Annotated in this window: 9 protein-coding genes and 1 tRNA gene; 7 read left to right on the top strand and 3 right to left on the bottom strand. The window is 70.5% G+C overall.

The window, feature by feature from the left end; all coding sequences use genetic code 11:
* Positions 1-40: 40 nt before the first annotated feature.
* The 3 genes from EXE48_RS08480 to guaB all read right to left on the bottom strand — a co-directional run bounded on the left by EXE48_RS08480 (position 41) and on the right by guaB (position 4,334).
* Complete coding sequence (locus EXE48_RS08480; protein ID WP_137711211.1) at positions 41-2,035, bottom strand: DEAD/DEAH box helicase; 1,995 nt, start codon at positions 2,033-2,035, stop codon at positions 41-43.
* Between the two features lie 63 nt (positions 2,036-2,098).
* On the bottom strand, positions 2,099-2,686 hold the full coding sequence (locus tag EXE48_RS08485; protein WP_053772206.1) for a HalX domain-containing protein: 588 nt from the start codon (positions 2,684-2,686) through the stop codon (positions 2,099-2,101).
* Positions 2,687-2,846: 160 nt separating this feature from the next.
* Positions 2,847-4,334, bottom strand: a complete 1,488-nt coding sequence (guaB, locus tag EXE48_RS08490) for an IMP dehydrogenase (protein WP_053772207.1) — start codon at positions 4,332-4,334, stop codon at positions 2,847-2,849.
* Between the two features lie 316 nt (positions 4,335-4,650).
* On the opposite strand from guaB, the gene EXE48_RS19510 reads away from it, so the two are divergent.
* From EXE48_RS19510 to EXE48_RS18930, 7 genes are all read left to right on the top strand, one after another.
* The gene (locus tag EXE48_RS19510; RefSeq protein WP_077152308.1) at positions 4,651-4,857 is read left to right on the top strand and encodes a DUF8099 family protein; all 207 of its coding nucleotides are present in this window, start codon (positions 4,651-4,653) and stop codon (positions 4,855-4,857) included.
* Positions 4,858-5,868: a DUF5794 domain-containing protein gene (locus EXE48_RS08500; protein ID WP_053772208.1), complete on the top strand. Its 1,011-nt coding sequence runs from the start codon at positions 4,858-4,860 to the stop codon at positions 5,866-5,868.
* Between the two features lie 107 nt (positions 5,869-5,975).
* Positions 5,976-6,200 carry a DUF5795 family protein gene (locus EXE48_RS08505; RefSeq protein WP_053772209.1) on the top strand — a complete coding sequence of 75 codons (225 nt, stop codon included), beginning with the start codon at positions 5,976-5,978 and terminating at the stop codon, positions 6,198-6,200.
* Between the two features lie 139 nt (positions 6,201-6,339).
* Positions 6,340-6,514: transfer RNA gene (locus tag EXE48_RS18405), tRNA-Trp, on the top strand.
* A gap of 81 nt (positions 6,515-6,595) precedes the next feature.
* A complete protein-coding gene (locus EXE48_RS08510; RefSeq protein ID WP_137711212.1) occupies positions 6,596-6,823 on the top strand; it encodes a hypothetical protein in 228 nt (75 codons plus the stop codon).
* Positions 6,820-6,948 carry a hypothetical protein gene (locus tag EXE48_RS19260; RefSeq protein WP_274595436.1) on the top strand — a complete coding sequence of 43 codons (129 nt, stop codon included), beginning with the start codon at positions 6,820-6,822 and terminating at the stop codon, positions 6,946-6,948. Before EXE48_RS08510 ends, EXE48_RS19260 begins: the two co-directional genes overlap by 4 nt.
* A partial coding sequence (locus EXE48_RS18930; protein WP_137711213.1) for a hypothetical protein occupies positions 6,938-7,117 on the top strand: 180 nt, incomplete at its 3' end. The genes EXE48_RS19260 and EXE48_RS18930, both read left to right, overlap by 11 nt.

Consider the following 7,117-nt stretch of genomic DNA (forward strand, 5'->3'; position numbering starts at 1 on the left):
GTCGCCGAACGGGGGTCGTCGTCTCGTTATCGTCCCGCACTCACAGGCGCGACCGCGCCCGCGACACCGCCGGGACGCGAACCCCGATGGTCTCTCCGAGGGCCTCGGCCGCGCTCAGCAGCCACTCCGCGCGCTCGACGCGCGAGTCGAGGTCGCCGGGACCGATCCGGTAGCGGTCGACGAGCTCCTCGACCGTCGCGCCGCCGATCCACTCGTCGAGGATCCGCGCCGTCTTCACCGACTCCAGCCACCCCTCGAAGTCGTCCGGGTCGGTCATGTCCGTGGTGAGGCGGGCGGCGTTCCGCCGCGCGAACCGGTAGACGTCGGCGCGCTCGGCGTTGCCGAGGTAGGTGTCCTGCATGTCGGGCGTGTCGCAGATCACCTCGAAGGCGGTGAGCGTGGTCGCCTCCGGGAGGTCGGCGGCGGCGCGGAGCCCGGCGACGATCCGCTCGCCGGTCTCAGGGCGGACGTACTGCTTCGAGGTCGTCTCCCCGACGGCCGTCGCGACGAGCCGGTAGTCCTCGACGCCGCCCGTCTCCCGGGCGACCATCCCGGCCGAGACGAGGTCGTCGACCGCGACGGCGACCGCGTCGGCGAGGCCGCCCGCCCCGGTCTCCCGCGCGTAGAACGTCCCCTCGAACACGTCGAGGATCTCCGTCTCGGTCGCCGCGAAGTCCGTCGCTACCGCGGCGAGGACGTGCGTGCGGAGCGCGCCGGGGTCGGCGAGCTGCGACTCGACGGCCTCAGGATCGCCCCCGACGTAGCGCTCGCGGACCGCCTCGCGCGTGTCGGCGTCGGCGACGAGGACCGCCTCGCCGTGAGGGTCGAGCCCCGGCCGGCCCGCGCGGCCGCACATCTGGTGGACCTCGAGCGTCGGGATCCACGACATGCCGCCCTCCCCGTAGCGGCGCTGGTCGCGGACGACGACGCGGCGGGCGGGGACGTTGACCCCGGCCGCCAGCGTGGGCGTGGCGCAGATACAGGCCACGTCCCGCTCGCGGAACGCCGACTCGACGACCGCGCGGTGGCCCGAGCGGAGCCCGGCGTGGTGGAACGCGACGCCGGCGCGCAGGCAGTCCGCGAGCTGTCGGCCGGTCATGGTGCCGTCCACGCCGGTCGCCTCTTCGGCCGCCGCCGCGGCCGCGTCCTCGACGCCCAGCGCCGCGGCGAGGCCCTCCTCCGCGAGCCGCTCCGCGAGGTCGACCGCCTCGCGCCGGGAGCGGACGAACGCGAGGCACTGGCCCCCGTCCGCGACCGCGTCGGCGACGAGCGCGGCGGTGACCTCGGTCGCGTCGGGGTCGTCGGTGTCGTCGGCATCCCCGTCCCGGGCCTCGCCGCCGTCACCGTCGCCGGCGGTCTCGTCGGGGCCGACGTCGACCGAGAGGCTCGTGCCGTCGTCGAACCCGACCTCGCCGCCGACCGCGACGCCGGTCCGCAGGTCGACCGGGCGCCACTCGGACTCGACGAGGGCGGCGTCGAGCCAGTCCGCGATGGCGTCGGGGTTGTCGACGGTCGCCGACAGCGCCACCGTCTGAAGGTCGGGGTTCCGGCGGCGGAGGGTCGCCAGCGTCACTTCGAGCGTCGGGCCGCGCCGCTTCGCGCCGAGGAGGTGGACCTCGTCGACGACGACGCAGGCGAGCTCGTCGACCCAGGAGGCGCCGTTGCGGATCGCGGAGTCGACCTTCTCGCTCGTGGCGACCACCACGTCGTTGCCGGCGAGCGCCTCGCCGGTCGCGTCGAAGTCGCCGGTGGAGATGCCCACGTCGACGCCGGGCAGCGCCGCGAACGTCTCGTACTTCTCGCGGGCGAGCGCGCGGAGCGGACAGACGTACAGGCCGGGGCCGCCGGCCGTCAACAGCGCGAGCTGGGCGACGAACGTCTTGCCCGACGCGGTCGGTACCGCCGCGACGACATCGGCCCCCTCGCAGACGCCCGCGTCGACCGCCGCGCGCTGGGGCGGGTACAGCTCGCGCACGCCCCGATCGGCGAAGTGGTCGACGACGGGCTGAGACAGCGGCAGGTCCCGGACGCGCATGTACCGCTCGTTCGGCGGGACCGGTGATAAAGAGTCGGCGGAATCCCCCTCGGCCGCCGCGGGTTACGCGTCGGCGTCGAAGTCCTGAAAGAGCTTCTCGTAGTCCTCGTCGTCGCTCGCGACCGCGTCGCGCGACTCGTCGGCCCGCTCGCGCAGCTCCTCGATCCGGTCGGTGAGGCGCTGGTACTCCTCGTTGTCGGCGAGGTCGTTGGCGCTCTTCTCGGACTCCAGCATCGCTTTCTTCGAGGTCAACGAGAACAGCTCCTGGACCTCCGAGTCGTACTCTCCGCGCCGCAGGAGCCCCTCGACGGTCTCGCGGAGCGTGTCGCTCGTGACGGGCTTGACGAGGTAGTCGTCGAACCCCATCTCCAGGATGTCGAAGTCGGGCTCGACGGCGGTGACCATCGCGACCCGGCAGTCGATGCCGCGGTCGCGGACGGCGGTGAGGACCTCGTCGCCCGAGAGGCCGGGCATCCGGCGGTCGAGGAGGATCGCGTCGACCTCGTTGTCGGCCTCGTCGAGCTGATCGAGCGCCTCGCGGCCGCCGTACGCGGTTCGGACGCGGTACTCGTCGCCGAGCCAGGCGGCGTACAGGTCGGCCAAGTCGGGTTCGTCCTCGACCACGAGGACCAGCGGCGGTTGCTCACTCATGGGTGACGGGAGCGAGGGGGTGTTCGCTCACACGTTTCGTCTCGCCGCTGGCTATATTAAAATACCTCTTCGACGCTGGGGTCGATCGGCGGCGCGGCCGGTCGCGACTCCGTCCGGTCCGGCCTCGGAGCCGGTCTCGCCCGCCGCGCGGCCTCCGCGGTTACTCGCCCGGGCTGTAGTTGGGCGCCTCGTCGGTGATCATCACGTCGTGCGGATGGCTCTCGCTCTGTCCCGCCGAGGAGACGCGGACGAACTCCGCGCGCTCGTGGAGGTCGGGGACGGTCGCGGCGCCGACGTACCCCATCCCGGAGCGCATCCCGCCGGTGAGCTGGTGGAGCTCGGAGGCGAGGCTCCCCTTGTACGGCGTCGCGGCCTCGACGCCCTCCGGGACGAACTCCTCGTCCTCGTCCTCCTCCTTGAGGTAGCGGTCGCCGCCGCCCGACTTCATGGCGCCGACGGAGCCCATCCCGCGGTACTGCTTGTACTTCTTCCCCTGCATCGTGATGACGCGGCCGGGCGCCTCGTCGGTGCCGGCGAAGTACGAGCCGAGCATCACCGCGTCCGCGCCCGCCGCGATGGCCTTGATCGCGTCGCCGGAGTAGCGGATGCCCCCGTCCGCGATGACGGGCACGTCGTGCTCGGCCGCGACGTCCGCGACCTCCGCGACCGCGGTCATCTGCGGCATCCCCGCGCCGCTGACGACGCGCGTGGTACAGATCGACCCGGGGCCGATTCCCACCTTCAGGCCGTCGGCGAAGTCGACCGCCGCCTCGGCGGCCTCGCGCGTCCCGACGTTGCCGACGACCACGTCGGCGTCGACGGTCGCTTTGATCGCCTCCGCGGAGTCCAAGACGTTGAGGTTGTGCGCGTGGGCGCAGTCGATGAAGATGACGTCGACGCCGGCCTCGTCGGCCGCGACGGCGCGCTCCTCCTCGAAGGGGCCGACGGCGACGCCGGCGAGCAGGCGGCCGCGCTCGTCGCGGGCGGCCTCCTCGTGTTCGCGGCGCTGTAAGATTCCCTGCATCGTCACCAGGCCGACGAGCCGCTCGTCGCCGTCGACGATGGGGACGCGCTCGATCTTGTGGTCGTACATCAGTTCGAGCGCCTCTCGCGCGTCCACGTCCTCCGGCGCGGTGATGACTTCGTCGGTCATCGCCTCGCGGACGGCGTCGTCCTCGCCGACCTCCAGGTACGGGCGGATGTCGGTGCCGGAGATGATCCCGAGGACGGTGTCGTCCTCGGCGACGACGGGCGCGCCCGAGACGCCCTGCCGCTCCATCACCGCGTCGGCCTCGCGGACGGTGTCGTCGGGCGAGACGGTGACGACGTTCTCACGGCGGATGACGAGCTCGTGGGCGCGCTTGACGCGCTCGACCTCCGCGGCGGTCTCCTCGACGGTCATGTTGCGGTGGAGGACGCCGAGCCCCCCCTCGCGGGCCATCGCGATGGCGAGGTCGCTCTCCGTGACGGTGTCCATCGCCGCAGACAGGACGGGAACGGTGAGTTCGACGTTCTTCGACACGCGGGTGGAGAGGTCCGCGTCGTCGGGCTCGACGCGGCTCTCCTTCGGTCGGAGCAGCACGTCGTCGAACGTCAGCGCTTCCGGAACATCGAGCTTCGCCGAGAACCGGCCAGAATCTGTCGCCATATAATCCGTCACAAGCGCCCGATGAAAAGCGTTGCGAGACGGCACGGACGTGGTGGTTGCTCACAATCAAATCCACGTTATATACAGAATCGTGCCTATTTCGGTGGATTCGGCTGCGACCGCTGTCGGATCGGAGGCGGTGACCGCGATCGTTCGGTCCGCCCGACAGCCACGGTTCGGGAACCGAGAGATGATCGGTGATGATCGGGGAACGTCGACGTATCGTCATCGAAGCGCTACCATCGCCGTCGAATCATCGTGTCGTGCGGACACGTCTCACACAACCTTTAACGCGACCAAAACTCATATATTAGGTATGGACTCCGACAGTCCCGTGAACGCGCGCATCGCCGGCCAGCCGAACGCCGCTCTCGGCGCCCGCTTTACAGCCGGCAATCCGCGCAAATCCTTTACATGGGCTCGTCGGACCCTTCGCGGCGTGGACTCCGCGTGCTGGTCCTCAGACCATCGCGAGTCGCACGCGTCCCACCGCCACCCCGTCGGTCAGGGCTATCGTCCCTAAATGAGCACCTCACGCCACCCGGTCGCCCTGCGGCTCGAACAGCAGGTCGGGAGCGCGACGAAGCTGCTCGCGACGGTCATGGCCCTGCCGCTCGTCGACGGCATCTTCCCCGCGCTCGTCGTCGCCGGCGTCCTCGGATCAGCCACCGGCGTCGTCGAGACCGGCATCCTCATCTTCGGCGGCTCCGCGACCGCCGCGGTGATCCTCGCCGAGATGGACGGCTCGCGGCGGGAGATGGCGACCTCCGTGCTGCTGATCGGCGCGGTCATCATCCCGGTCGCAGCCGTCGAGGCCGCCCTCGCGCCGACCCTCCAGGGGCTCCTCGACCTGTCCGTCTTCGAGCGGTTCGCGGGGCTCGTCATCCTGACCATCGCCGCCAAGACCGCCAGTTCGGAGGTCGGCGAGTTCCTGCCGAGCCCCGGCGTCATCATCGGTCTGGGTCTCGTCGCGAGCTTCGACCCGTCCGGATTCGCCGTCGAGACCTCGACCGAGTACGTGGTCAACGGCACCGCGGCCGCCGCCGTGGGCGTGGCGTTCGCGCTGTCGATCGCGCTGCTCTCGCCGCACCTCCGCGGCCGCGTCGACATCGACCGGTTCCGGTTCGGCTCCGCGGTCGCGCTGGGCGTGCTCGCCCTACCGATCCTGCTCGGCCCGTTCGACCTCATGCAGACGGACGCGCCCATCGCGCTCGCGGTGCTGGCGGTGACGACCCTGTTCGCGTACGACCCGAGTGCGGACGGCGAGGCGAGCGTCGCCGGCGACGACGCGCCCGACGACGACGCGCCGACGAGCGACCCCTCCGAGTCGGACGAGGGCGACGCGGCCGACGTCGGCGGGGAGTCGGACGCGGAGGCCCCGAGCGATCCGCCGCTCGACGCCCCGCCGGAGGGCCCATCGACCATCGTCGACGACGACGTCGCCGTCCTCGCGAACGGGGGCGACGGGCGAGAGACCGACGACGACGGCGCGGACCCGTTCGCGGACGACGACTCCCGCGCGCCGTGGCTGTGACCGGCGGGTAGCCGCCCGCGGACGGCCGCCCGCCTGAGCGCTTCTCCCGTCGCTCCGATCGCCGCGCGTGTCGCCGGGGTTTAGGCACTCGGCCCCGAACGACCGGTATGTCGAACCGCGTCGTTCAGGGGCGGATGGTGACGCCTGAAAAGCTCGCAGAGCTGGTCGAAGGGGAGCCGGTGCTGGAGGCCGAGTCGATCACCGACGCCGACCGCGACTGCCCGGACTGCGGCGGCGACGTCATCTCGGTCGGATACATGCCGAGCGTGACGGAGTTCGTCACCGGCTACAAGTGCCAGGACTGCGACTGGAGCGCCGACGACCGCGACTGAAACGCTCGACCCGACCCACCCGACGAGCGGCGGGACGGGCCGAGGGCGTCCGGAGCGGAAGCTCCCCGCCGTCCCTCGATCGCTCTCGATCGAAACCCCTTTATCTGCGTTTCAGCAAACTGTTGATGCGAGATCACGCGGGGCTGTGGCCAAGCCAGGCATGGCGACTGACTCCAGAGGCTTGCGCCCGGGACGACACTCCAGACTGATATACCGAGCGGCCGACTGATCATCGGTCGTGTTGACGACCCTCTGGAGTTCCGAGGCGCACCGGAGATATCAGTCGATCGGGGGTTCAAATCCCTCCGGCCCCATAGCGGTCTTCACTCTATCTTATCACTTCCGAGAGGTATATATTCGACTAAAAACACCTCCGTCGCTGGAGGTGTTCTCGCGTGAGCCTCGGTTACACCGGCTCGTTCACCGCCGAGAAGGACCGCGAGTTCTTCTGTGACACCTGCGGCGCCCGCTGTACTCGGAGTATCAACGCCGACCTCGAGTACGGTCACCTCGTCGGGTGTCCGCACCGTCCCGACCAGTTCACGACAGGCACCGCGGACGGCTCGTACAAGTACACGCCCGACGACACGGACGCCGACACCGACGGGGGTGCGTCCGCGTGAGCGACGACGATCTCGGTCACGCGAGTTCGGTCTCGGAACAGCTCCGAGTTGCTGAGGAGAACGGGAACCTTCCCGGCGAGGACGACCTGAAGGAGAGCGACGAGGAGGTGGACGATGTCGAGTGAGGTGCGCTCGGCTCCGGGCGTCGGCCACGTTGGGCCGCTCCTCGTGGCCCGCTGTACCGGTTGCGAGAAGACCTCGAAGAAGCGAACGACGGAGATTGTCGGTGACCGGTCGAGCGGATCGTTCCAGCACGTGTGTCACACTTGCCAGCTGGTCACCTGGTGGAACATT

This window comes from Halorubrum sp. ASP1 (assembly GCF_005435135.1).
GTDB lineage: Archaea > Halobacteriota > Halobacteria > Halobacteriales > Haloferacaceae > Halorubrum > Halorubrum tropicale.